Origin of the sequence: Bradyrhizobium symbiodeficiens (assembly GCF_002266465.3) — a bacterium.
Taxonomy (GTDB): Bacteria; Pseudomonadota; Alphaproteobacteria; order Rhizobiales; family Xanthobacteraceae; genus Bradyrhizobium; species Bradyrhizobium symbiodeficiens.
Genome location: NZ_CP029427.2, coordinates 3,858,714 through 3,880,800, shown reverse-complemented (window position 1 = coordinate 3,880,800; position 22,087 = coordinate 3,858,714). Strand labels below are relative to the sequence as shown.

Genomic DNA, 22,087 nt, shown 5'->3' with positions numbered 1-22,087 from the left:
TCAATAGCGGGGATGGCTGCCGAAAGTCTTGGCAGGAGCGGGATTTTCTCGCGGTTTCCGCTGGTTAGGCCAGGGCTCTCAACTTGATTGTCGCGCTATCATCCACGCTGAACTGCCGAGGGGTACCGAAGGAGCTCGGCCTCCATGGTTCGAGACGCCCGCTTTGGCGGGCTCCTCACCATGAGGGTCCACGGACCTTGCCACGGGCACGATTTCATCCTGAGGGCGTGCCCGTGGCTGGCGTCTCGAAGGATGGCCGCAAGTCGAGGTCAGCCCGTCACCTTCGTCTCCCGCCGCACTTCGTTCGTCACGGCTTGCGGTGCGCCCACGGGGGGCAGGGCGACCGGGCGGAGGCCGATCAGCTCGGCGGTGCGGATCGCGCTGTCGCGCCAGAACTGGAACGAGTTGATGCGGCTGAGCTCGAGGATGGCGATCGCAACCGCGGCCAGGAACGGCAGGCTCTGCAGCACCAGGACGCCGGCGAAGATGTAGATCTCGGTGATCTGACGGAAGCTGTTGGTCACGATTAGGACGCCGGAGCCGATCAGGAGCAGGGCGCCGATCACGGCCTCCCAGAACGCCTGGAACTCGATCGACATCCTGGAGAGGCCGCCCTTGGAGGTGCGGGCGAAGGCGATGTGCTCGGTGATGAGGCCTTGGGCCACCGCGCGCGACACCGTCCATTGCACGCTCATCGCCGCGATCATGGCGCCGAGCATCTGGCCGGGCTTGATGGCGACGCGGGCGCGGTACATCGACAGGAAGTGCGCCAGCGAGACCACGAAGGCGCCGATGATCGGCAGTGTCAGGATCTTGTCGGGGATGGCGATGTCGGCGAAGGCGACGATCGGCACCCAGACGAGGTTGAGCAGCGCCACGACCACGCCGAGGCTTTCGGCGCCCAGCCAGTTCAGCCAGCCCAGGCCGTATTCGCGCTTCTGGTCGGCGGTCAGCCGGCTCGCGCCGGGCAGGAAGCGGCGCCAGTGCTTCTTGACGATCTGCAGGCCGCCATACGCCCAGCGGTGGCGCTGCTTCTTGAAGGCCTCGTAGGTGTCAGGCAGCAGGCCCGCGCCGTAGCGGGTGTTGGTGTAATGCGTGGTCCAGCCGAGCTCCTGGATCGCAAGGCCGAGATCTGAATCCTCGCAAATCGTGTCGGACGACCAGCCGCCGGCCATGTCCATCGCGGCACGGCGGATCAGGCACATCGTGCCGTGCACGATGACGGCGTTGAGCTCGTTGCGCTGGACCATGCCGATGTCGAAGAAGCCGGCATATTCGCCGTTCATGATGTAGTGCATGATCGACAGGTCGCCGTCGCGGTGCTCCTGCGGCGCCTGCACGAGGCCGACGCTCGGGTCGGCGAAGGCGGGCACGAGGTCCTTCAGCCAGTCGGGCTCGACGACATAGTCGGCGTCGAGAATGCCGATGATCTCGGCGTCGACCGCGGTGCGGTCCATCGCGATGCGCAGCGCGCCGGCCTTGAAGCCCTGCACCTTCTCGGCGTTGATGAACTTGAAGCGTTCACCGAGCGCGCGGCAATGGTCCTGGATCGGCTGCCAGAACGCGGGGTCCGGAGTGTTGTTGATGATGACCACGCATTCGTAGTTGGGATAGTTCAGCCGCGCCAGCGCATCCAGCGTCTGCTTGAGCATGTCGACCGGCTCGAAATAGGCCGGGATGTGGATCGAGACTTTCGGGCAGTAACCTTCGGGAACGTTTGAGACCGGCTTGTCCTTCGTGATCAGCCGCTGCGGCGGCCGGCCGAAGGCGACCGCGGCGATCTCGTCGATGCGCGCCATCGCAATCAGCACCAGCGGAACCAGCAGGATCATGCCGAGGGTCAGCGCGAAGGCCGAGCCGAAGATGAAGTAGTGGCCGTTCCAGAACGCGAACACGGTCGCGGCCCAGGCGCCGACGCCGTTGGCGGTCGCCGACAGCAGGAAGGCTTGCTTCACGGTCGGTTTTTCGATCCGCAGGATGGGCAGCGACAGCAGGATGCCGACCAGCAGCGCTATGCCCATCAGCTTCCAGTAGTCAGGGTTTTCGACCGGGCCGGTCCACGCGAATTTCGGCTCACGGCTGGCGTTGAGGATGCCCCAATAGGGACCGACGCCGCCCTCGAAATACTTCCAGGGCTGATCGATCGCCTCGACGATGTTGTATTCCATGCCGAGCGCTTCGGCGCGGCTGACGAAGTTGCGCAGCGTCAGGGCCTGCTGGAACGGACCGGGGTCGGCGTTGCGCAAATTATAGCCCGCACTCGGCCAGCCGAATTCGGCGATGACGATGCGCTTGCCCGGGAACTGATTGCGCAACAAATTGTAGCGGTCGACGGCCTGGTCGACCGCCTGGTCCGAGCGGAAATTTTCCCAATAGGGCAGCACGTGCGCGGCGATGAAATCGACGCTGGAGCCGAGCTCGGGGTTGTCGCGCCAGATGTTCCAGATCTCGCCGGTAGTGACGGGCACGCGGACCGCGCTCTTCACCCTTTTGATCATGTCGATGAGGTCTGCGACCTTCTGCTCGCCGCGGTAGATCACCTCGTTGCCGACCACGACGCCGACGACGTTGCTGTTCTTGCGGGCGAGCTCGATCGCCGCCTTGATCTCGCGGTCGTTGCGATCCTTGTCCTTGTCGATCCAGGCGCCGACGGTGACCTTGATGCCGAACTCGGCCGCGATCGGTGGCACAAGCTCGACGCCGCCCGTCGACGAATAGAGGCGGATCGCGCGCGTCATGGTCGACAGCGTCTTCAGGTCGGCGCGGATTTTCTCGATGGTCGGGATGTTGTCGATGTCCGGGTGGGCCGAGCCCTCGAACGGCGCATAGGAGACGCTTGGCAACAGGCCTTTGAAGTCTGGCGCGGGTTCCTTGTCGCGCAGGACTCCCCATATGCCGGCGTGAAGCACGGACACGAGCAACAAAACGGCGGCGACAACGCGCATCGCGGCTAGACCAAAAGGGGCTGAGGGGGCAGGGAAGCGGATCCGACCCCGAGATCCGACCAAGTCCGCGGCAAAGGGAGCATACCTCTGCCGCGCGGTTTCACAACTGTCATGGTCTCATGTCCTTATAAGGGCATGGCCTTTTCCAGAAGACGCGCGGCAGTGCCAATCGCTTCTATCGCCGATCGTTCCTGAACGACGGCTGAAACGTTCGCGACTATTTCGGGGGCGCGGCCGACGGGCTGGCTGCCGGTGAGGGGCTCGCGGCCGGCTGCGGTGCCGGCGCATTGCCGGTGGTCGGCGTTGCCGGCTGGGAGGCTGCGGCCGCCGCCTGCTGCGGCTGTGCAGCCGGGTTGATCCAGCAAGCCTGGGTCAGGTTATTCAGGCTGTTCGGAACCTTGTCGTCGATCTGGGGCAGGAAGCGGGTCAGGCAGCGGAAGGCGGCCTGGATGTGGCCGCCGGGGCAGCCGAAGCGGTCGTACAGATCGAGGTGGCGGAAGGCGGTATCGAGGTCGTCCCTGTACATCAACTGAACCGCGCGACGGCCGAGCCAGACGCATTCGGGGTTGCCCCCCGGACCATTGATGGCACGGGCAGCTTCGGCGAACTCGTCGGTCCGCTTCTGGTTCTGGCTCTGGTTGGCGTCCTTGGCGGCGGCGTCAGCGGGCTGGGCGGCGGCCTTGCCCTGCTCGGGGGCGGGCGTGCCGCTCTGGGCGGACGCGCCGCCAAAGCTGGCCATAAGGACAAGGCAGGAGACGGCCAAAGCGGCGGCGAACTGCCGCAGGACCGCATTTCGTGACTCGAACACCCGTTGCCGCATGAATTCCCCAATGTATCCGCTGCCCGTCCGCGTCAGGATCCCGCGGACGCGCCGGTGATGGCGTCCAAATGGGTCTCCAATGCGGCGGAAAAGTCTTTCGGAGTCCATGACCTGAATTTGGAATTTTGTCCAGCAAAGTCACGATGCTAGGTGACGGTCGACGGCCGGATTCCCGCAGGGCAGGGGCGGATCGGCATTGGGGCACCCCCTTGGCAGACGGCGTGCAAGCAGGTAATCGACGGACCCTTCGCGGAGGACGGAACCGATTTCTCTTCGTACGCCACTGGCGCTTCTGATCGTTTCACTGGGTGCGATTGCTGCCGTGTGGTGGTGGTTGGCGACGCCGATCACGCTCGCGCGTGCCCCGATCGATCCCGCCGAGAAGGTGCAATGCGTCTCCTACGCGCCGTTCCGCGGCGAGCAGACGCCGCTGGAGGCGTGGACCCATATCGAGGCCGAGCAGATCGAGCAGGATTTGCGCCAGCTCAAGGAAATCACCGACTGCGTCCGCACCTATTCGATGGAGAACGGGCTCGACCAGGTGCCGGCGATCGCCGCCAAGGTCGGCGGGCTGAAAGTGCTGCAGGGCATCTGGCTCTCCAGCAACCGCAGCAAGAACTTCGAGCAGGCGGCGCTTGCCGTCCGCCTCACCAAGGAATTCCCCGGCATCATCACCGCGGTCATCGTCGGCAACGAGGTGCTGCTGCGCGGTGAGATGACGACGGCGGATCTCGTCTCGATCATCCGCCTGGTGAAGACGCAGGTCAGCGTGCCCGTCACTTATGCCGACGTCTGGGAGTACTGGCTGAAGAACCGCGAGGTCTATGACGCCGTCGATTTCGTCACCATCCACATCCTGCCTTATTGGGAGGATTTTCCGATCAAGGCGAAATTCGCCTCGGCCCATGTCGAGGCGATCCGCGAGCGCATGGCGGTGGCGTTTCCCGGCAAGGAAATCCTGATCGGCGAGACCGGCTGGCCAAGCGAGGGGCGCATGCGCGACGGCGCGCTGCCGTCACGCACCAACCAGGCGCGGGTGGTCTCGGAAATCCTGGCTCTGGCGAAGTCGCAGAAATTCCGCGTCAACCTGATCGAGTCCTACGACCAGCCGTGGAAGCGCAAGCTGGAGGGCACCGTCGGCGGCTATTGGGGCCTGTACGATTCGGTGCGCCGGACCCTGAAATATCCGCCGGGTCAGCCGATCAGCAATTTCCCGCTCTGGAAATGGTACATGGGCGCCGGCATGGGTCTGTGCGTGCTGGTGTTCGCGGTGGCGATGATCACGCTGCGCCGTCGGCCGTGGACGCCGCGCTTCTCGGCTTGGCTCGGGGTCGCCATCTCGGCGACGACGGCGGGCAGCCTGCTCGGGATCGGCGCCGACAAGATGTATTACGAGAGCTACGGCATCGGCGGCTGGCTGCTCTGGGGCGCGCTGCTCGCGGCCGGAATCCTGTCGCCGATCTTCTGCGCGCAAGCGATGGTGATCGGCCGCAGCCTTCCGAGCTTCCTCGATCTGCTCGGCCCGCGCGAGGGCCGCAAATGGTCGAAGCTCACCGCCGTGCTCGGCCTGACGCTCGCGGTGACGGCGGTGATCGCGGCCGACACCGCGCTCGGTTTCGTGTTCGACCCGCGCTACAAGGATTTCCCCTACGCCGCGCTGACGATGGCGGTGGTGCCGTTCGCGCTTTTGATGCTGAACCGGCCGCAGATCGGCCAGCGCCCGATCGCGGAATCGGTGTTCGCTGGCGTGCTGGCGCTGTCGGCCGTCTTCGTGCTGTTCAACGAGGGCCGCGACAATTGGCAGTCGCTGTGGACCTGCACGATCTATCTGTTGTTCGCGCTTACGCTGTGGCGGGCGCGGGCCGAGCAAACCCAAGGATGAACAGGCCGATCGCCAGGCCGGACAGCACGACATTGTAGAGCACGATGCCCAGACCGGCGGCGACGATGCCGACGGTGAGCAGCACGATCGACGGCCGCATCAGGTTCAGCGTCGCAACCACCAGCGCGACGATGCCAAACACCGAATTCTTGAACAGCACCGTCGAGACCGACCGCGCCTTGCAGAGCAGCGTCTGCAGCCCGGCGTCGCAGGCGAGCGCGACCTGCGACAGCTCGATCGCGAGGTAGCGCAGATAAAGCGCATAGCCGACCGAGGCGAAGCCGACGACGATCAGGAACTGGACCTGGTAGGGCGAGAGGCGGAAGGGCTTTTTTGTCATGGCGGCAATATGGTCGGGATGGCGCGGGCAGGCAACAGGGCAGGTGATGTTTCCAGTGATCCGGCTCGCGCGAGGAGCCGTCAGAACCGGCTTTGCGTCGCCCGGTTCTGGTCCGCGAGCCGTCGCTCGTATTTCTCAGCCAACGCGAGCAGTCGCGTCCTGATGTAGGGATCCGCCTTCTCTGCCAGTTCCCGGATCAGTGCGAGTTGCTCCCGCAGAAACTTCGCGTCCGTCATCTCCGCTCCGAATCAAATCCGTCGCGGATACTGCCGTCTTACGCCGATCTCTTCCGTATCATTTGGTATGCCCGCTATTTCAATCCGCGCCGTCGCTCGACCCAGCCGAGCACGAATAGCACCAGCAGCGTCACGGCGATGGCAGCGCCAACCAGCAGCCAGGCTCCCAGCGCGCATGCGATGCCGAGTCCTGCCGCGATCCAGACCGTCGCCGCGGTCGTGAGGCCGTGCACGGTCTTCGCCTTGGCGTCGTGCAGGATGACGCCGGCGCCGATGAAGCCGACACCGGTCAGCACTCCGGCAACGACGCCCTGAATGACCCGGGAGATCGCATCCGGGTGATCGCGCAGATTCTGGAACTCGATCACGGAGATCGAGACCACGGCGGAGCCGAGAGCGACCAGCGCGAGGGTCCTCATGCCCACCGGCTTGTCGTTCATGTCGCGGTCGATGCCGATCAGCAATCCTGTTCCCGCCGCGACGGGAAGCCTCAGCACATCATCCAGTTCGTTCATCGAAGCTCGTGCGTTTAGGAAGGGGGCGACGCTTGGCGCGCGCCGTGAATGAACGCAAAACCGCGGCGAAAGGGCAACTCAGGTCCAAGCGTCCGATCGCCGTACGCAAGCAGTTTGCGCCGGGGCGGGACTACCGGCGGAAGAACGACGTCAGTGTCGATGCCGCCGACGCGGCCTCCGGTTTGGCCGGCGCGGGCTGTGCCGCAGGCGTTGGTGCGGGCTCCTCGCGCTTCGACGAGCGCTTGGAGGAATAGCCCCGGCGACGCTTTTCCGGCTTCTCGGGTTTTGCGACGGGCGCGGTTTCAGCTTGCGGGACCGCGTCCTGGTGCTTCTCGGAGTTCTTCTCCAAAACTCTGTCCTGGGACTTCTCTTGCCCCTTCTCCGAGCCGCCACGCAGCGACAGGCGCTGGCCGTCGAACACGGTGGTCTCGCAATGACGGTCGTTCTCGGCGAGGATCGCGCAGAATTTTGCGGCGGCGGCGGCGTTGACCAGCGGGCCGGCCCCCAAGCGGAGCTGCATGCCGAGCCCGGTGGTGCCTTCCTTGATCATGATGATCGGCCGCAGCGCTGCGATCTCCGGATTGGATTTGCTCAGGCCGCGCCAGAGCGCGCGCAGGCCGTCGACCGAATTGGCGCCGCCGAGGTCGATCGCGAAACGCGTCTGCTGAACCGCGATGGCGGGTGAATCATTTTCGGTTGCCTCGGGCGCCTTCGCGGCTGTCGCGACGACTTCGGTCGGGGCGGGCGCCGGCTCGGCCTTCTGCTCGGCGGCCTTCTCGCTTGGCTCGGGCTGAATCAATTTCGAGGCGGCCGGGTCGGGCGGCGCCATGATCGACTTGGAGGGCACCAGCGGAATCGTCGGCAGCGCAGAATTCGTTGCCAGCGGCGGCTGCACGAGCGAGGCGGCGGCAGCAGTCTGCGGCGGCAGGCTCGACGGCTCCTTTGCAGTCTCCTTGATCGTTTCCTTCGCCGTTTCCTTGTGCGTGTCCTTGGCGGCCTCGGTCCGCGGCTTGTCGCCGGCGGAGGCGGGGGTCGAGGCGACCGGCGCGACGCTGGGGGCCGTGGGCGCAGCATCCTGCGGCTTCCCAGCCTGCGGCGGTGTGATGGGCTGCTTGGCGATGGCGCCGGTGACGGAATCGAGCCCTTGCTCCACGACGGTGACGCGGGAATAGAGCCGGTCACGATCCGTGTTCAGCGTCTCGATGGCGGCCGCGAGCCGGCGGGCCCTCGTTCTGGCTTTCCTTGGTCAGCACCTGAAGCCGCTCCGCCTGGCGCGCGAGATCGGCGGACGCAAGCTGGTCGCGCCGCCAGCCGAGCTGGGCCTGGTTGGCCATCACCGCGATGACGACGGCACCCACGGCCGCCACGCCCCATGAGCCCAGCCGCCACATCATGCGGCGGTCGAACGTGCTTTCCTCGGCCACAAGTCCGGAGAACAGCCCGCCGGTCTCCTTGGTGCCGAAGGCATCCGCCAGTGGGTCGGAATCCTTTGCCATGAACGTTAAGTGCCCAGCCCTGTCCGGCTTCCCCGAATCAATCAGGGAACATTAACAGGAAAACCCCGTCGCACTTGAATTCCGGGCGTTTGCGGGGGTAGCAAGGCGAGAGCTCTTGAGGGCGCGCCGCCCGCCGCGCCAGTTGATTCGGCCGTATCTGACAGGATTTCGATGACCGCACGTTCCAGCCTCACGATCGTGCTCGCCGCCGGCGAAGGCACGCGCATGCGCTCACGCCTGCCGAAAGTGCTGCATTCGGTGGCCCACCAGACCTTGCTTGCCCACGTGCTGGCCGCTGCACCCAAGGGAACCGGCACCTCGCTCGCTGTCGTGATCGGCCCCGATCACCAGGCTGTTGCGGACGAGGCAAGGCGCATCAGGCCCGACGCGCTCACCTTCGTGCAGGCCGAGCGGCTCGGCACCGCGCATGCGGTGCTGGCGGCACGCGAGGCGATCGCACGCGGCGTGGACGATCTCCTGATTGCGTTCGGCGATACGCCCCTGATTTCGGCCGAGACCTTTGCGCGGCTGCGCGCGCCGCTCGCCAGGGGCGCCGCGATCGCCGCGCTCGGCTTCCGCGCCGCTGATCCAACGGGGTATGGCCGCTTCATCGTCGAGGGCGAACGTCTGGTCGCGATCCGCGAGCAGGCCGATGCGAGCGCCGAAGAGCGCAAGATCGATCTGTGCAACGCCGGCGTGATGGCGATCGACGGTCGCCGGGCGCTCGCAATCCTGGACAAGATCGGCAATGGGAATTCCAAGGGCGAATATTATCTGACCGATGCCGTCGGCATCGTCCGCGAGCAGGGATGGGAGTCCGTGGTGATCGAGACCAGCGAGGATGAAGTGCGCGGCATCAACACCAAGGCGCAGCTCGCCGAAGCCGAAGCCGTGATGCAGGCCCGCTTGCGGAAAGCTGCGATGGAGGCCGGCGTCACGCTGATCGCGCCCGAGACCGTTCATCTCGCCGCCGACACGGTGTTCGGCAAGGACGTCACCATCGAGCCTTTCGTGGTGATCGGCCCCGGCGTGTCGATCGCCGACGGCACCGTGATTCATTCCTTTTCGCACATCGTGCAGGCGACGCTGGGCAAGAACGTTTCGATCGGGCCCTATGCGCGCTTAAGGCCCGGCACCTCGCTCGGCGACGGCGCGCGCATCGGCAATTTCGTGGAGACCAAGGCGGCGACGCTGGGAGCCGGCGTGAAGGTCAATCATCTCTCCTACATCGGCGATGCCACCGTCGGCGCCAATTCCAACATCGGCGCCGGCACCATCACCTGCAACTACGACGGCTTCAAGAAGCACAAGACTGTCATCGGGCAGGGCGCCTTCGTCGGCACCAATTCCTCGCTGGTCGCCCCGTGAAGATCGGCAACGGAGCCTATATCGGCTCCGGCTCGGTGATCACGAAAGACGTCCCTGACGATGCCATGGCGCTGGAGCGCAACCAGCAGACCATCCGCGAAGGCGGCGCTGCGCGCTATCGCGAACTGAAGACGGGCGGCAACAAGACTGAGAAATAAGCGGGGCTAGTCGTCGTCGGCGACGTCCGAAACCATCGCGCGCGTCAGGCGCCAGCCGCGCGGCCTGGCACGCTTTGCCGGTTCGCCGGCGGACTGCGTGACGAGGGCGGGCTTGCTTTCCTTGCCGCGCTCCATGGCGCGCAGGGGCGGCGGCCAATGCGCAAGGTGCGTGCCTGTGGTCTCGCTGGCGCGCACCAAAGTCGATGACAAGCCTTTGCGGTCGGATGAGCCCTTCATGGCCATAACTCCCTGAAGGGGAATCGTTGGCCAATTTGATTGACAAGGAGTTAATCGACGCGGTTTAACGCCGACAATTCGACGCGGTCGAGCAGGCCACGCTGTGCTGTCTCAATTAGCAATAATTATTGAGTATCTGTTTTCTTAGCAAATTCGCTAAGAATCGAGCGCGTCGTTTAGGCGATTTTTCGACGATTTGGGGGATAGTGATCCGCATGTGCGGGATTGTCGGCATTCTCGGGCGCGAACCGGTTGCAGAGCAGCTGGTGGATTCGCTCAAACGTCTCGAATATCGCGGCTACGACTCGGCGGGCGTCGCCACGCTCGAAGGCAAGCACCTCGAGCGCCGTCGCGCCGAAGGCAAGCTGAAGAATCTGGAGGCGCTGCTGCGCGCCGAACCGCTCCAAGGCACGACTGGCATCGGCCACACCCGCTGGGCCACCCACGGCAAGCCGACCGTCAACAACGCCCATCCGCACGCGACCGAGCGCGTCGCCGTGGTCCACAACGGCATCATCGAGAATTTCCGCGAGCTGCGCGCGGAGCTCGAGAAGAAGGGCACGGTGTTCCACACCGAGACCGATACCGAGATCGTGCTGCATCTCGTCGACGATCTCCTGAAGCGGGGCAACAAGCCGGTCGAAGCGGTCAAGCTGGCGCTGGGGCGCCTGCGCGGCGCCTTCGCCCTCGGCTTCATCTTCGCCGGCGACGACGACCTCCTGATCGGCGCCCGCAACGGACCGCCGCTGGCGATTGGCTATGGCGCCGGCGAGATGTATCTCGGCTCGGATGCCATCGCGCTCGGCCCGTTCACCGACACGATCAGCTATCTCGAAGACGGCGACTGGGTGGTGCTGACCCGCAAGAGCGCCGATATCTTCGACAAGGACGGCAATGCCGTCCAGCGCGACAAGATCAAGCATGCCGCCTCGACCTCGCTGGTCGACAAGGCAAACTACCGCCACTTCATGGCGAAGGAGATCCACGAGCAGCCGGAAGTGGTCGGCCACACCCTGGCGCGCTACGTCGACATGGCGACCGAGCGCGTCTCGCTGCCGGTCAAGCTTCCCTTCGACTTCAAGGACATCCAGCGCATCAACATCACGGCGTGCGGCACCGCGAGCTATGCCGGCTACGTCGCCAAATACTGGTTCGAGCGCTTTGCGCGCGTGCCGGTCGAGGTCGATGTCGCCTCCGAATTCCGCTACCGCGAAGCGCCCTTGCGAAAGGGCGATCTCGCCATCTTCATCTCGCAGTCGGGCGAGACCGCGGACACGCTGGCGGCGTTGCGCTATGCCAAGGCCGAAGGCGTGCACACGGTCGCCGTCGTCAACGTGCCGACCTCCACGATCGCCCGCGAGAGCGAAATCGTGCTGCAGACGCTCGCCGGACCCGAGATCGGCGTCGCCTCGACCAAGGCCTTCACCTGTCAGCTCATGGTGCTGGCGAACCTTGCGATCGCGGCCGGCAAGGCTAGAGGCGAATTGTCCGACGAGGACGAGACCAAGCTGGTCCACGGCCTCGTCGAGGTCCCGCGCCTGATGGCGGATGCGCTCACCACCGAGCCGCAGATCGAGAAGCTCGCGCACAGGATCGCCAAGTCCCGCGACGTGCTCTATCTCGGCCGCGGCACCAGCTTCCCGCTTGCGCTCGAAGGCGCGCTGAAGCTGAAGGAGATCTCCTATATCCACGCCGAGGGCTATGCCGCCGGCGAGCTGAAGCACGGGCCGATCGCGCTGATCGACGAGACCATGCCTGTCGTCGTCATTGCGCCTTACGACCGGGTGTTCGAAAAGACGGTGTCCAACATGCAGGAGGTCGCCGCCCGCGGCGGCAACATCATCCTGATGACGGACGCAAAGGGCGCGGAAGAGGCGACCGTCGAGTCCCTCGTCACCATCGTCATGCCCGACATGGCGGCGGCTTTCACGCCGATGGTCTATGCCGTCCCCGTGCAGTTGCTCGCCTATCACACGGCTGTCGTGATGGGGACCGACGTCGACCAGCCGCGCAACCTCGCGAAATCGGTGACCGTGGAATAGGCAAAGGGGATATCAATCGGTCGCGGTCTTCCAAAACCTGCTAGAAGACCCTAGCTTGTGAGCTGCGACCGACCTGGAACCCGAATGAACCCCCGCGACGACGCGCCTGCGCCTCTTGATCCCCTCCCGGAGCCGCATACCGGCCTGATGGGCCGCTTCCGCAACTATTTTCTGACTGGCCTCGTGGTGACGGGGCCGATCGCCATCACACTGTATCTGGTCTGGTGGTTCGTCACCTGGGTCGACGGTGTGGTGCGGCCGTTCGTGCCGCTGGCCTATCGTCCGGAAACCTATCTGCCCTACGTCATTCCCGGCTGGGGACTGGTGGTCGCATTCTTCATGCTGACGCTGGTCGGTTTCCTCGCTGCCAATCTGATCGGCCGGACGCTGGTCGATGTCGGCGAGACCTTCCTCGGCCGGATCCCGGCGGTACGCGCCATCTATCGCGGCCTGAAGCAGGTGTTCGAGACGCTGTTCTCGGGCAAGGGTTCGAGCTTCCGCAAGGTCGGCCTGGTCGAGTTTCCGTCACCGGGCATGTGGTCGATCGTGCTGATCTCGCAGTCGCCGAACGAAGAGGTTGCGCGCAGCCTGCCGGGACAGGAGGAGCATGTCTCGGTGTTTCTGCCCTGCTCGCCGAACCCGACCACGGGATTCTTCTTCTACGTGCCCAAGAGCAAGATCGTCGAGGTCGATCTCAGCACCGAGGATGCCGCGACCCTGATCATGTCGGCCGGCGTGGTGCAGCCAGGCGCCGCACCCGACACGAAGAAAGCCGCCGCGCTCGCGGGCATGGCGCATGCCGCGCGCATCGCCAATGCGGCGGCGCTCCAGCCCGAGCCTGCGAAGGTGGAGTAGGGCCATTCCCCTGCGGGATGGCCGCGGTCACGCGCACATCGGCATCCTCTGCTAGTCTCCGATTGAGCTGAGCGCCCTCGCTCGGCGTTCGATCTGGAGTGCACGATGTCCAAGACCATTGCGATCCTCGCGCCCGGCGCCATGGGCAGCGCCGTCGCCCGCCGCCTCAGTGAGCATGGCGTGCGGGTGTTGACGTCCTTGGAAGGGCGGAGCGAGGCGACGCGCAAGCGCGCAGCAGACGCCGGCATGGTGGGCGCCGATGACGATGCGATCGCGGACGCCGACATCATCCTCTCGATCGTGCCGCCGGGCGAAGCCGTCGCGCTGGCTAAGCGGCTGGCGGCTCTGATCGTCAGGCGCAAGAAGAAGCCGATCGTGGTCGATTGCAATGCGGTCAATGTCGATACCGTGCGCGGGATCGAGGAGATCATCGGCTCGGCGCAGGCGCCGTTCGTCGATGGCGGCATCATCGGCTTTCCGCCGCAGCCGGGGGCTAAGAGCCCGGCCTTCTACATGTCCGGCGAGCACGCCAGGGACGTCGCAGTGCTGAAGGATTTCGGCCTCGACGTCCGCATCGTCGAAGGCCCGGTCGGCGCGGCGTCCGCTCTGAAAATGTCCTACGCCGGCATCGTCAAGGGCCTCGCCGGCATCGGCTCGGCCATGGTGGTCGCGGCGACCAAAGCAGGCGCTGCGGACGCGTTGCGTGACGAACTGGCGCTGAGCCAGCCTGCCATCCTGGCGCGGCTCGAGGTCGCGCTGCCTGACATGATTCCGAAGGCCTATCGCTGGGTTGCCGAGATGCGGGAGATTTCCGGCTTTCTCGGCGCCGATCATCCGGCCAGCCAGATCTATGAAGGTTTTGCGAGATGGTTCGAGTATCTCGCCGAGGATGCAAATGGCGATGCCGTGGATGCCGACCTGATGAAGGCCTTCGCTGCGGGGATCGCGCGGACGAAATCCTGACGTCGCCGAACTCATCTGTTATTGATCTTGCGGGCGCTGTTCTTTGTCGTGGGAGTTCGAATGAGAGTGCTGGTGATCGGCGCGGGCGCGCTGGGCGGCTATTACGGTGCTTGCCTCGTGCGAGCAGGCCGAGACGTGAGCTTTCTTGTGCGCGAGAAGCGGGCGGAGCAATTGCGGCGGAACGGACTCCAGGTCGTCAGCCCGCACGGTGACTTCGCCGTGCAGCCGAAGCTTCTTGCGGCCGGCGATCTCAGGGAGCCGTTCGATGTCGTGCTGGTCGGCGTGAAAGCCTACTCGCTCGATGACGCGATGAGCCAGTTTGCGCCCGCCATCGGACTCAGCACGATGGTTCTTCCGATACTCAACGGCTTGAAACATATCGACGCTCTCACCACCAGGTTCGGCGCCGCGCACGTGCTCGGGGGGCTCGCGAATGTCAGCGCCGGGCTCGATGCGGATGGTCGTGTCGTTCACTTCATGGCCAATCAAACGATCGTCTTCGGTGAGGTAGGAGGCGCGCTGAGCGAGCGTGCGCTCGCGCTGGAGAAGCTGCTCCAGGTCCCCGGTATCGACGTGCGTGCCAGCGAAGCAATCATGCAGGACATGTGGGAGAAATTCGTCCAGCTCTCGACGCTCGCCGGCATCACCTGCCTAATGCGCGCAAGCATCGGAGACATCCTGGCCGTGCCCAACGGCGAGCAGTCCATTTTTCGCCTGTTTGCTGAATGCTGCGCGGTCGCAACGGCTTCGGGTTTCGAGCCACGCGCGCCGTTCATCGAGTTTGACCGGAAGCTCTTCACGACCTTGGACTCTCCGCTGAAAGCCTCGATGCTGCGCGATATCGAGCGCGGCTCGATCACCGAGGCGGAGCATATTCTGGGCGATATGGCCAATCGAGCCCGTACGCTCGGCATCGAGACACCGCTGCTGGATCTGGCTCGCGCGCATGTGGCGGCTTACGAAGTCGGGCGACGAAGGGCAGGGGGCTAACCCGCCCCGATCAGCGGGATCGCTTCGTCGCGCTCGTACAGATACAAAAGGCAGCGCAGCGCCTCGCCGCGCTCGCCCTTCAGCTTGGGATCGTCCTTGAGGATCCGCAGCGCCTCGTCTCTCGCTTGGGTGATGAGCTGGCCGTGGACCTCCGAGCGCGCGATGCGGTAGCCGGGCAGGCCGCTCTGGCGCACGCCCAGCACGTCCCCTTCGCCGCGCAGCTTCAAATCCTCCTCGGCGATGCGAAAACCGTCGGTGGTCTCGCGGATCACCTTCAGCCGCGCCTTCGACATCTCGCCGAGCGGTTCCGAGTAGAGCAGCAGGCAGGTCGAGGCTTCCGAGCCGCGTCCGATCCGGCCGCGCAACTGGTGCAACTGGGCAAGGCCGAAGCGCTCGGCATTCTCGATCACCATGATGGTCGCCGCCGGCACGTCGACGCCGACCTCGACCACGGTGGTCGCGACCAGGAGGCCGATCTCGTGGGCAGCGAACTGGCCCATCACGCGGTCCTTCTCGGCTCCTTTCATTTGGCCGTGGACGAGGCCGACGCGCTCGCCGAACCGTTTCTGCAGGCTCTCGAAACGTTTGGTCGCGTTGGTGAGGTGCTCGGTGCCTTCGGCCTCGGATTCCTCGACCAGCGGGCAGATCCAGTAGACCAGCTTGCCGGCCTCCAGGGCCCGGCCGATGCTGTCCGTGACCTCGGCGAGACGGCTGATCGAGATGGTGCGGGTTTCGATCGGCTGGCGGCCGGCGGGCTTTTCTCGCAGCTCGGAGATGTCCATGTCGCCGAAATAAGTCAGCACCAGCGTGCGCGGGATCGGCGTCGCGCTCAGCACCAGCACGTCGACCGCCTCGCCCTTGGATGTCAGCGCGAGCCGTTCGCGCACGCCGAAGCGGTGCTGCTCGTCGACGATGGCGAGGGCGAGATCGTGGAAGATCACGTCGTCCTGGATCAGCGCATGGGTGCCGACGAGCAGGTCGATTTCGCCGGCTTCGAGCTGCGCCAGCAATTCACGCCGCTCCTTGCCTTTCTCGCGGCCGGTGAGGATCGCCACCCGCATGCCGGCCCGTTCGGCGAGAGGGGCGATGGTCTTGATGTGCTGGCGCGCCAGGATTTCGGTCGGCGCCATCAGCGCCGCCTGCTTGCCGACTTCCGTGACGGCTGCCGCGGCCAGCAGCGCGACCACGGTCTTGCCGGAGCCGACATCGCCCTGCAGCAGCCTGAGCATGCGTAGGGGCTGCTGCAGATCGCTGGCGATCGCCGCGGCCGCGTCACGCTGGGACACCGTCAATGCATAGGGCAGCGCGTCGATGATCTTGTTGCGCAGGTGACCGTCGCCGGCATTGCGCACGCCGGCCGGCCGGCGCAGCTGCGCCCGGATCAGCGCGAGCGCGAGCTGGCCGGCGAGCAGTTCGTCAAAGGCCAGGCGCGACCAGAACGGCTGATCGGGCAGGATGTCCGTCAGTTCGACCGGCTGATGGACGCGGTTGAACGCCTCGGTGATTGCAGGAAAATTGCAGCGGCGCATGACCTCCGGGCTGATCCATTCCGGCAGGGCAGGTAGCTTGAGCAGCGCCTGCGCGACTGCGCGGCGCAGCGAGCCGAGCGCGAGGCCCTCCGTCAGCGGATAGACCGGATCGATGCCGGAGAGCTTTGAAATGGCCTCCTCGTCGAGCACGCGATCGGGATGCACCATCTGCGGCGTGCCGTCGTACATCTGCAGCGTGCCGGAGACATAGCGCTTCTCTCCGATTGGCAGCAGCTTTTCGACATAGCCGGGCTTGGCGCGGAAGAAGGTCAGCACGACGTCGCCGGTGTCGTCGCTGGCATAGACCAGATACGGCGCGCGCGCGCTGCGCGGCGGGGGCGGGCGGTGGCGGTCGACGGTGACCTCCAGCGTCACCATGGTTCCGACCGCCGCGTCGCGGATCTTCGGCCGGGCGCGGCGGTCGATGACCTGGCTCGGCAGATGCAGCAACAGGTCGACCAGTCGCGGCGTCTCGCTGCGGCTGAGCAGGTACTGCAGCAGCTTGTCCTGTTTCGGACCGACGCCGGGCAGGCTGGTCACGGGGGCAAACAGCGGATTGAGCAGGCTGGGGCGCATCAGGGGAATCTAAGATTGTTCATCGCCGTCATGCCCGGGTTTATGCCGGGCATCCACGTCTTTTTTTCGGCCCGACGTGGACCGCCGGGACAAGCCCGGCCATGACGGATTGGAGGGACGAACTGCCGCAACAAAGTGCTGACATGGGCGGTCCCAATGGCTATATCACCCCGGCCCGGCACGTCCGGGCTTTCGGCGTTTGACTGGATTTGAGACATGACGGGAACGACACGATCGAGTGACGGGCTGGACAATCGCCGCAAGCGGCTGCTGTTCCGCTGCTGGCACCGCGGCACGCGCGAGATGGACCTGATCCTCGGCCGCTTTGCCGATGCCGAGATCGGCAATTTGTCCGACGCGGAGCTGACCGAACTCGAGACCCTGCTCGAAGAGTCCGATCCCGACCTCTATGCCGCCATCACCGGCGACAAGGTGCTGCCAGCTGCTGTCACCGGCGCGCTGTTTGCCCGCATCAAGGCGTTCCCGATCACGGACGGCAATCTATGAAACCTGGGTTGAAGTCGCCGGCCGAGCTGCTCACGCCCGGCCGCGCGGTCACGCTTGCCAATGTCGCGGAAGGCGCCGAAGGCCTGGTGGTCTCCGATCTCGCCCGGGCCATCGCGGCGCGGCCGAAAAAGCCGGCCGTCAGTCTTGCCGTGGTCTGCCGCGATGGGGCACGGATGCAGCAGCTCGAACGCGCGCTGCAATTCTTCGCGCCCGATCTGCCGGTGCTCCAGTTTCCGGCCTGGGACTGCCAGCCCTATGACCGCGTCTCGCCGCATGGCGGTATCCTGGCGCAACGTCTGACCACGCTGGCGCGGCTGGCCTCGCTCACCGGCAGCGACAAACCGCTGATCGTGCTGACCACGGTGAACGCGGTGGTGCAGCGCGTGCCCGCGCGCGAGCTCGTCGCGGCGCAGGCGCTGTCGGTTGCGCCCGGCAACGTCGTGCCGATGGACACCATCGTCGCCTGGCTCGAGCACAACGGCTACAACCGCTCCTCGACCGTGCGCGAGCCCGGCGAATATGCCGTGCGCGGCGGCATTCTCGACCTGTTCCCCGCCGGCCTCGATCAGCCGGTACGCTTCGATTTCTTCGGCGACAGCCTGGAATCGATCCGCACCTTCGATGCCGAGACCCAGCGCACGCTGCTCGACATGCGCGCGCTCGACCTGGTGCCGATCTCGGAATTCCAGCTCGTCACCGACACCATCCGCCGTTTCCGCATGGGCTATGTCGCCGAGTTCGGCGCGCCCGAGCGTGACGATGCACTGTACGAGGCCGTCAGCGAAGGCCGCCGTCATCCCGGCATGGAGCACTGGCTGCCGCTGTTCCAGGACCGGATGGACACGCTGTTCGACTATCTGCAAGGCGCGGCCGTCGCCATCGAACCGCAGGCCGAGGACGCGGTCCGCGAGCGCTTCAAGCAGATCCAGGACTATTACGAGGCCCGCCGCGATGCCATGGAGCATCCAGCCGGTGGCGCCATCTACAAGCCGCTGCCTCCGGACCGGCTTTATCTGACCGAGGACGAGTGGGCCAAGCGCCTTGCCGACATCCCGCTGGCGCGGTTGACGCAGTTCGCCGTGCCGGCCGACGGCACTTCGGTCGTTGATGCCGGCGCCCGCAAGGGCCGCGACTTTGCGCCCGAGCGTAACGACAGCACGGTCAACGTGTTCGAGTCCGTCGTCGCGCATGTCATGGGCCTGCAGGCGAACCGCAAGAAGGTCGTGATTGCACTCTGGAGCGAAGGCTCGCGCGATCGCATGACCTCGATGCTGCGCGACCACAAGCTCGCTCACACCACCAGCGTCAACGCCTGGCGGACGGTGCAGGCGACTCCGCGCAACGAGACCATGCTCGCCGTGCTCGGCCTGGAGGCCGGTTTCGAAACCGACGAGATCGCGCTAATCAGCGAGCAGGACATTCTGGGTGACCGCCTGGTGCGGACGCGCAAGGCCAGCCGCAAGCTCGATAATTTCATCTCGGAGATCACGAGCCTTGCGGCCGGCGATATCGTCGTCCACGCCGATCACGGCATCGGCCGCTTCGTCGGCCTGCAGACGCTCGACGTCGCCGGCGCGCCGCATGACTGTCTCGAGCTGCATTATGCCGCCGAGGCAAAACTGTTTCTGCCGGTCGAGAACATCGAGCTGCTGTCGCGCTACGGCTCCGACCAGACCACGGTCGAGCTGGATCGTTTGGGCGGCTCCGGCTGGCAGACCCGCAAGGCAAAACTCAAGAACCGCATCCGCGAGATCGCGGGCGAGCTGATCAAGATTGCCGCCGCGCGCCATCTGCACGAGGCGCCCAAGCTACCGGTGCAGCAGGGCATCTATGACGAGTTCTGCGCACGCTTCCCCTATGACGAGACCGAGGACCAGTTAGGGGCGATTGAATCCACGCTGAAAGACCTCGAGCTCGGTCGTCCGATGGACCGGCTGATCTGCGGCGACGTCGGCTTCGGCAAGACCGAGGTGGCGCTGCGCGCCGCCTTTGCCGTTGCGCTCGAAGGCAAGCAGGTCGCGGTCGTGGTGCCGACCACGCTACTGGCGCGTCAGCACCACAGGACCTTCACCGAGCGCTTCAAGGGCTTTCCGGTGAACGTGGCGCAGGCTTCGCGCCTGGTGCCGACCAAAGAGCTCAATTTGGTCAAGAAGGGCATCGCCGACGGCTCCGTCGACATCGTGGTCGGCACCCACGCGCTGCTCGGCAAGGCGATCAAGTTCCGCGATCTCGGCCTCGTCATCGTCGACGAGGAGCAGCACTTCGGCGTCACGCACAAGGAACGGCTGAAGGCGCTGCGTGCAGAGGTGCATGTGCTGACGCTGTCGGCGACGCCGATCCCGCGCACGCTGCAACTGGCTCTCACCGGCGTCCGCGAGCTCTCGATCATCGCCTCGCCCCCGGTCGACCGCCTCGCGGTGCGCACCTTCGTCGCCCCGCACGATCCGCTGATGATCCGCGAGGCGCTGCTGCGTGAGCGTTACCGCGGCGGCCAGGCGTTCTACGTGGTGCCGCGCATCGACGACCTCGCCGAGGTCAAGGACTTCCTCGACAAGAACGTGCCGGAGATGAAGGTCGCGGTCGCACACGGGCAGATGCCGCCCGCCGTGATCGAGGACATCATGACGGCGTTCTACGACGGCAAGTTCGACATCCTGCTGTCGACCACGATCGTGGAATCCGGCCTCGACATCCCCAACGCCAACACGCTGATCGTGCACCGCGCCGACATGTTCGGCCTTGCACAGCTCTATCAGCTGCGCGGCCGTGTCGGTCGTTCCAAGCTGCGGGCCTATGCGCTGTTCACGCTGCCGGCGCAGCAGAAGATCACCGCGCAGGCCGAGCGCCGGCTCACCGTGCTGCAATCGCTGGAGACGCTGGGCGCGGGCTTCCAGCTCGCCTCGCACGACCTCGACATCCGTGGCGCCGGCAATTTGCTCGGCGAGGAGCAGTCGGGCCACATCAAGGAGGTCGGCTTCGAGCTCTATCAATCGATGCTGGAGGAGGCGATCGTCAACCTCAAGGCCGGCGTGTCCGAGCCAGCCGCCGACCGCTGGTCGCCGTCGATCACCATCGGCATGCCCGTGCTCATTCCGGAGGATTACGTCGGCGATCTCTCGGTGCGGCTGTCGCTGTACCGGCGTCTGGCCGATCTCGACAGCGAGGAGGAGATCGAGAATTTCGGTGCCGAGATGCGCGATCGCTTCGGCGTGCTGCCGGACGAGGTCCGCTACCTCTTCAAGGTCGCCGCGATCAAGGCGTTCTGCCGCCGCGCCAATGTCGGGAAGATCGATGCCGGCCCGAAGGGCGCCGTCATCGCCTTCCGCGACAATTCCTTCGCGCATCCCGACCGCTTGGTGTCGTTCATCCGCAGCTACGGCCAGGCCGCCAAGGTGCGGCCCGACATGAAGGTGGTATTCCTGCAGGACTGGGAGACGCCGGAAGAGCGTCTCGTCGGCACCACGGAGATCATGCGCCAGCTCGCGCAACTCGCGCAGAGCAAGAAGGCGGCGTAGCAGGCTGTCGTGTTTCAGGTGCCTGCGCAGCGCGAAACACTGCGCAGGCACCTAATCTCGAATTAACGACATATGGCCCCTTGCGGAACGACCGAACAACAGCCATATTCAATTATCGAGTTTCGGCCGAACGACTTGGCCTCGCCGCTTTCGAGCGCGCCTGACTGACGACAATCCCTCCAGATCTCGACGACACCGACCGCGCTTTTGAGCGTGGCCAAACGCTTATCTATCTCAAAGGACGACCCCAATGACGACGGGAACTGTGAAGTGGTTTAACAGCCAAAAGGGTTTCGGCTTCATTCAGCCGGACCAGGGAAGCCAGGATGTGTTCGTTCATATCAGCGCCGTTGAACGCGCCGGCATGAATACCCTCAACGAAGGGCAGAAGGTCTCTTTCGAGATCGTTGCAGACCGCAAGACCGGCAAGTCTGCTGCTGAGGATCTGCGCGCCGCATAGGCTGCCGCAATCGCCATGACGTTGCTTTGACCACGGATGTACTGGCAGAGCTTCTGATTTCTGGACCCGCGACCGTTCATCGGCCGCGGGTTTTTTGCATCCGCTGCCACCCATCGCGAATGAGAACGCCAATGGTCGCATTTCGCGCAAAGATCCCCATATAGACTCTATGAGCAATTGGCAGAAGTCGACCACGCGACAAGCTCCCATGACCAAGGCGGAGCTCCGCCTGATGCTGACCGAGGCGGTGCGCAATACGCAGCCAGGCCTTGAGCCGCAGCGGCTGTCGAAATCCAGGAGGATCGCGGCCGGGACGGCTCCCGCCGATCTGGCGTCCGGGGACGCCGCACCGGTTCGCTGAGCCAGGAGAAGGAGCAGCATGCGCAAGCTTCCCCAGCCCACCGAGCAAGAGCTTAGAGAGGGGCCCCAGGCAGTGTCCTTTCAGATCGCGAATGGGAACGCGCGGCAGAGCTGTCTTCTGCAAACCAATTTCCCCACCAAAGTGCAGGCGCAGAGATACCTTCTGGCGAATTGGCCGGCTGTCGAGAAGATGGCGCGCGACGCTCTCGCGATGGGAACCGTTGAGAACGGCCAGATCAAGCTCATGATGATTTGAGCGTTCGAGCTCCGACGGCATCGAACGCTGGCGGATG

General features: G+C 65.2%; 17 protein-coding genes and 2 pseudogenes. 11 read left to right on the top strand and 8 right to left on the bottom strand.

Annotated features, from left to right (window positions below; translation table 11 throughout):
- Positions 1-269: 269 nt before the first annotated feature.
- Together CIT39_RS17895 and CIT39_RS17890 are read right to left on the bottom strand one after the other, a co-directional pair.
- Complete coding sequence (locus tag CIT39_RS17895) at positions 270-2,945, bottom strand: glycosyltransferase (RefSeq protein WP_094973992.1); 2,676 nt, start codon at positions 2,943-2,945, stop codon at positions 270-272.
- Between the two features lie 217 nt (positions 2,946-3,162).
- Positions 3,163-3,765, bottom strand: a complete 603-nt coding sequence (locus CIT39_RS17890; protein ID WP_094973991.1) for a beta-1-3, beta-1-6-glucan biosynthesis protein — start codon at positions 3,763-3,765, stop codon at positions 3,163-3,165.
- A gap of 322 nt (positions 3,766-4,087) precedes the next feature.
- Between CIT39_RS17890 and CIT39_RS17885 the strand changes: the two genes are divergently transcribed.
- A complete protein-coding gene (locus CIT39_RS17885) occupies positions 4,088-5,647 on the top strand; it encodes a glycoside hydrolase family 17 protein (protein WP_162308555.1) in 1,560 nt (519 codons plus the stop codon).
- Here CIT39_RS17885 and CIT39_RS17880 read toward each other — a convergent pair.
- The 4 genes and pseudogenes from CIT39_RS17880 to CIT39_RS17865 all read right to left on the bottom strand — a co-directional run bounded on the left by CIT39_RS17880 (position 5,607) and on the right by CIT39_RS17865 (position 8,234).
- Positions 5,607-5,987 (bottom strand): hypothetical protein, encoded by a 381-nt coding sequence (locus CIT39_RS17880; RefSeq protein WP_094973989.1) that lies wholly within the window; start codon positions 5,985-5,987, stop codon positions 5,607-5,609. The two genes, CIT39_RS17885 and CIT39_RS17880, sit on opposite strands and share 41 nt — an antisense overlap.
- 80 nt (positions 5,988-6,067) lie before the next feature.
- A complete protein-coding gene (locus CIT39_RS17875; protein ID WP_162308554.1) occupies positions 6,068-6,223 on the bottom strand; it encodes a hypothetical protein in 156 nt (51 codons plus the stop codon).
- A 74-nt stretch (positions 6,224-6,297) separates the two neighbouring features.
- Complete coding sequence (locus CIT39_RS17870) at positions 6,298-6,738, bottom strand: MgtC/SapB family protein (protein ID WP_094973988.1); 441 nt, start codon at positions 6,736-6,738, stop codon at positions 6,298-6,300.
- A gap of 130 nt (positions 6,739-6,868) precedes the next feature.
- Positions 6,869-8,234 (bottom strand): annotated as a pseudogene (locus tag CIT39_RS17865) (hypothetical protein).
- 171 nt (positions 8,235-8,405) lie between these two features.
- Between CIT39_RS17865 and glmU the strand changes: the two are divergent.
- A pseudogene (gene glmU, locus CIT39_RS17860) lies at positions 8,406-9,760 on the top strand (bifunctional UDP-N-acetylglucosamine diphosphorylase/glucosamine-1-phosphate N-acetyltransferase GlmU).
- A 6-nt stretch (positions 9,761-9,766) separates the two neighbouring features.
- Here the strand turns inward: glmU and CIT39_RS17855 are convergent.
- On the bottom strand, positions 9,767-9,997 hold the full coding sequence (locus CIT39_RS17855; protein WP_094974061.1) for a hypothetical protein: 231 nt from the start codon (positions 9,995-9,997) through the stop codon (positions 9,767-9,769).
- A 215-nt stretch (positions 9,998-10,212) separates the two neighbouring features.
- Here CIT39_RS17855 and glmS point away from each other — a divergent pair, with 215 nt between their 5' ends.
- The 4 genes from glmS to panE all read left to right on the top strand — a co-directional run bounded on the left by glmS (position 10,213) and on the right by panE (position 14,847).
- Positions 10,213-12,039 carry a glutamine--fructose-6-phosphate transaminase (isomerizing) gene (glmS, locus tag CIT39_RS17850; protein WP_094973985.1) on the top strand — a complete coding sequence of 609 codons (1,827 nt, stop codon included), beginning with the start codon at positions 10,213-10,215 and terminating at the stop codon, positions 12,037-12,039.
- 84 nt (positions 12,040-12,123) lie between these two features.
- A complete protein-coding gene (locus CIT39_RS17845) occupies positions 12,124-12,894 on the top strand; it encodes a DUF502 domain-containing protein (RefSeq protein ID WP_094973984.1) in 771 nt (256 codons plus the stop codon).
- 105 nt (positions 12,895-12,999) lie between these two features.
- Entirely contained in the window at positions 13,000-13,857 is an 858-nt protein-coding gene (locus CIT39_RS17840; RefSeq protein WP_094973983.1) for an NAD(P)-dependent oxidoreductase, read from the top strand.
- Positions 13,858-13,917: 60 nt separating this feature from the next.
- Positions 13,918-14,847, top strand: coding sequence for a 2-dehydropantoate 2-reductase (gene panE, locus CIT39_RS17835; RefSeq protein WP_094973982.1), 930 nt, complete (start codon positions 13,918-13,920; stop codon positions 14,845-14,847).
- On the opposite strand, the gene recG is transcribed toward panE, so the two are convergent.
- The gene (gene recG, locus CIT39_RS17830) at positions 14,844-16,952 is read right to left on the bottom strand and encodes an ATP-dependent DNA helicase RecG (protein WP_094973981.1); all 2,109 of its coding nucleotides are present in this window, start codon (positions 16,950-16,952) and stop codon (positions 14,844-14,846) included. The genes panE and recG overlap by 4 nt on opposite strands.
- Positions 16,953-17,168: 216 nt before the next feature.
- On the opposite strand from recG, the gene CIT39_RS17825 reads away from it, so the two are divergent.
- From CIT39_RS17825 to CIT39_RS17805, 5 genes are all read left to right on the top strand, one after another.
- Entirely contained in the window at positions 17,169-17,459 is a 291-nt protein-coding gene (locus CIT39_RS17825; protein ID WP_094973980.1) for an FAD assembly factor SdhE, read from the top strand.
- Positions 17,456-20,974 (top strand): transcription-repair coupling factor, encoded by a 3,519-nt coding sequence (gene mfd / locus CIT39_RS17820; RefSeq protein WP_094973979.1) that lies wholly within the window; start codon positions 17,456-17,458, stop codon positions 20,972-20,974. The genes CIT39_RS17825 and mfd overlap by 4 nt, the downstream gene beginning before the upstream one ends.
- A 250-nt stretch (positions 20,975-21,224) precedes the next feature.
- Positions 21,225-21,434: a cold-shock protein gene (locus CIT39_RS17815; RefSeq protein WP_094973978.1), complete on the top strand. Its 210-nt coding sequence runs from the start codon at positions 21,225-21,227 to the stop codon at positions 21,432-21,434.
- 208 nt (positions 21,435-21,642) lie between these two features.
- Positions 21,643-21,795, top strand: a complete 153-nt coding sequence (locus tag CIT39_RS17810) for a hypothetical protein (RefSeq protein WP_155526025.1) — start codon at positions 21,643-21,645, stop codon at positions 21,793-21,795.
- An 18-nt stretch (positions 21,796-21,813) separates the two neighbouring features.
- On the top strand, positions 21,814-22,050 hold the full coding sequence (locus CIT39_RS17805) for a hypothetical protein (protein WP_094973976.1): 237 nt from the start codon (positions 21,814-21,816) through the stop codon (positions 22,048-22,050).
- Positions 22,051-22,087: the final 37 nt, after the last annotated feature.

What these genes read in the sequence shown, in the direction of transcription:
- CIT39_RS17875 (WP_162308554.1), bottom strand. Translation starts at nt 6,223, where the DNA reads ATGACGGACGCGAAGTTTCTGCGGGAGCAACTCGCACTGATCCGGGAA.
- CIT39_RS17825 (WP_094973980.1), top strand. Translation starts at nt 17,169, where the DNA reads ATGACGGGAACGACACGATCGAGTGACGGGCTGGACAATCGCCGCAAG.
- CIT39_RS17840 (WP_094973983.1), top strand. Translation starts at nt 13,000, where the DNA reads ATGTCCAAGACCATTGCGATCCTCGCGCCCGGCGCCATGGGCAGCGCC.
- glmS (WP_094973985.1), top strand. Translation starts at nt 10,213, where the DNA reads ATGTGCGGGATTGTCGGCATTCTCGGGCGCGAACCGGTTGCAGAGCAG.
- recG (WP_094973981.1), bottom strand. Translation starts at nt 16,952, where the DNA reads ATGCGCCCCAGCCTGCTCAATCCGCTGTTTGCCCCCGTGACCAGCCTG.
- CIT39_RS17855 (WP_094974061.1), bottom strand. Translation starts at nt 9,997, where the DNA reads ATGAAGGGCTCATCCGACCGCAAAGGCTTGTCATCGACTTTGGTGCGC.
- CIT39_RS17845 (WP_094973984.1), top strand. Translation starts at nt 12,124, where the DNA reads ATGAACCCCCGCGACGACGCGCCTGCGCCTCTTGATCCCCTCCCGGAG.
- CIT39_RS17805 (WP_094973976.1), top strand. Translation starts at nt 21,814, where the DNA reads ATGCGCAAGCTTCCCCAGCCCACCGAGCAAGAGCTTAGAGAGGGGCCC.
- CIT39_RS17815 (WP_094973978.1), top strand. Translation starts at nt 21,225, where the DNA reads ATGACGACGGGAACTGTGAAGTGGTTTAACAGCCAAAAGGGTTTCGGC.
- CIT39_RS17895 (WP_094973992.1), bottom strand. Translation starts at nt 2,945, where the DNA reads ATGCGCGTTGTCGCCGCCGTTTTGTTGCTCGTGTCCGTGCTTCACGCC.
- panE (WP_094973982.1), top strand. Translation starts at nt 13,918, where the DNA reads ATGAGAGTGCTGGTGATCGGCGCGGGCGCGCTGGGCGGCTATTACGGT.
- CIT39_RS17870 (WP_094973988.1), bottom strand. Translation starts at nt 6,738, where the DNA reads ATGAACGAACTGGATGATGTGCTGAGGCTTCCCGTCGCGGCGGGAACA.
- mfd (WP_094973979.1), top strand. Translation starts at nt 17,456, where the DNA reads ATGAAACCTGGGTTGAAGTCGCCGGCCGAGCTGCTCACGCCCGGCCGC.
- CIT39_RS17890 (WP_094973991.1), bottom strand. Translation starts at nt 3,765, where the DNA reads ATGCGGCAACGGGTGTTCGAGTCACGAAATGCGGTCCTGCGGCAGTTC.
- CIT39_RS17810 (WP_155526025.1), top strand. Translation starts at nt 21,643, where the DNA reads ATGACCAAGGCGGAGCTCCGCCTGATGCTGACCGAGGCGGTGCGCAAT.
- CIT39_RS17880 (WP_094973989.1), bottom strand. Translation starts at nt 5,987, where the DNA reads ATGACAAAAAAGCCCTTCCGCCTCTCGCCCTACCAGGTCCAGTTCCTG.